Annotated in this window: 1 protein-coding gene; it reads right to left on the bottom strand. The window is 68.8% G+C overall.

What is annotated here, in order from left to right:
- Nucleotides 1-19 precede the first annotated feature (19 nt).
- A partial coding sequence (locus ACYVD1_RS34865) for an HNH endonuclease signature motif containing protein (RefSeq protein ID WP_460778739.1) occupies nucleotides 20-510 on the bottom strand: 491 nt, incomplete at its 5' end.

The following is a 510-nucleotide window of genomic DNA, read 5'->3' as shown; positions in this document are numbered from 1 at the left end:
GTGAACCCCCTAGTTGGAGTCAAAAACGAGGGTGACCGTGACTCCAGGAAGGGGGTTGGGCTGGCTCCGGGTCCCCGTCCGAGTCCTCCCCCTTGTTGCTGCGGTTGCGGTTGCGGTGGGAGGGACGGCCCTGCCAGATGGAGGCCTCGGGGTTGGTCTCCCGGCGATACTTGAGCCGGTTGTGGTCCGAGCAGAGTGGCTGAATGTTGTCCGCGCTCGTGGACCCGCCGGCCGAGAAGCTCTGCTTGTGGTCGGCCTCCGAGCCGCTGGCCGGGAAGTTGCACCCCTGGTACCAGGCGCAGGTGGTGTGACCGAACATCCCCGCATCCCGCAGAGCACCCGTGGCATCGCGCTGGGTGCGGCCCACGTCCAACACCCGGTCGCCCTTGGGGGAGGTGATCATCCGGCGCAGCACACTGTTGGGGGCCAGGGCACGGATCGCGGCCATGGAGACCACCTGCCCGTCCTGCGTCACCGCCGGACCCGCACCCGTAGCCGGGCCGTCTTCGC

It is taken from the genome of Nocardiopsis nanhaiensis, assembly GCF_054778635.1.
The sequence above is the reverse complement of the archived record's forward strand: the minus strand, read 5'-3'. Positions and strand labels throughout refer to the sequence as shown.